The sequence below is a fragment of the uncultured Campylobacter sp. genome, assembly GCF_937997595.1.
In the GTDB taxonomy this organism is placed as follows: domain Bacteria; phylum Campylobacterota; class Campylobacteria; order Campylobacterales; family Campylobacteraceae; genus Campylobacter_B.
In genome coordinates this window covers 1-1,136 of sequence record NZ_CALKTS010000247.1, presented here as the reverse complement: position 1 = coordinate 1,136, position 1,136 = coordinate 1, and the positions used below count along the sequence as shown (strand labels likewise).

Here is a 1,136-nt window from a genome sequence, read left to right as displayed (position 1 = left end):
CGTTTGGATCGGGTTTTTCTGCGACGAGTGGCTGCGCGGCAGCGCGAATACGGCGCGATGGATAAGTAAAAAATGGCAGAGCAAAAAGTTAGTCTAAATTTACTGGGCCTGCCGATCAGTCTGCGTTTTAAGCGGATGAAATACGCGCGCATCCGCATTAGCAAGGACTGCGAAATCAGCGTGAGCGTACCGCGCTCCTACACTGCGGCGCAAGCGAAAGACTTCATCCTAAAGCACGAAAGCTGGATCCGCCGGACGCTAGAGCGGCTGCGAAGCAAACTTTTAGCAAGCGACGAGGTTAGAATTTTAGGCAAAATTTACAAGCTGAAATTTAGCCGCGAGGCTGAGCTCAGTACAAACTGCGGCGCGAATAAAAATTTAGACAATGGCGGCACGCGAGGCTGGGTGAACTGGGCGAATGACGATACGAATAGTCACGCGGGCAGCGTAAATTCAGCTCATTTACAAAGCGGCGCAGGCATAAGCGGTAGCAGTACAGGCGGCTATGTGGGCGGCAGCGCAAATAACGGCACGGGCGGCATGAATTACGGTGCGGGCGGTGGCACGGCAAGTGAAATTTTAAAATTTCACTCGGGCGAGTGCGCCTCGCAAAATGGCGCGGCGAGCGAGAATTTGAAATTTGACCTACCTGGCGATGCGACGCAGGGGCTAGCGCAACAGAGCGGAGTGCGACAAAGCGGCGGATTTATAGATACAGCCGCGCAAAATGTTTTCGAGCAATCCTGCGGCGAGATTTTTAAATTTCACTCGGACGGGTGCGACCTGCAAAATGGGGATTTGGAATTTAATCTCGCACGAGAGGACGCAAGCCTGAAAGGCGGCGAAAATTTTAAATTTAATCCTACCGCAAAGGGCAAAATTTTAAAATTTGACCCTGCCGTAAGGGATGGAATTTCAAATTTTAAACCCGTTGCAAGCGGAGAAATTTCAAATTTTAGCTCTGTCGTGAGTGAAGAAATTTCGGTCTCGGGCGAAAAAATTTCAAAATCCGCGAGCGAAAACGTGCCGCAAAATGTAGCACAAAGCACGCAAGCGGCAGAAATCGAGCGCGACGAGCCCAATTTTACGATCAAAAATTTTATCCAAAGCTCTAAATTTAAAGATAAAATTTTTAT

The 1,136-nt window shown here is 49.2% G+C and carries 2 protein-coding genes; both read left to right on the top strand.

The window, feature by feature from the left end; all coding sequences use genetic code 11:
* Nucleotides 1-97, top strand: a 97-nt coding sequence (locus Q0614_RS08315) for a hypothetical protein (RefSeq protein ID WP_298787656.1), incomplete at its 5' end; no start/stop codon positions are given.
* On the top strand, nucleotides 73-1,136 hold a 1,064-nt coding region (locus Q0614_RS08310), incomplete at its 3' end, for a YgjP-like metallopeptidase domain-containing protein (protein ID WP_298787962.1). The genes Q0614_RS08315 and Q0614_RS08310, both read left to right, overlap by 25 nt.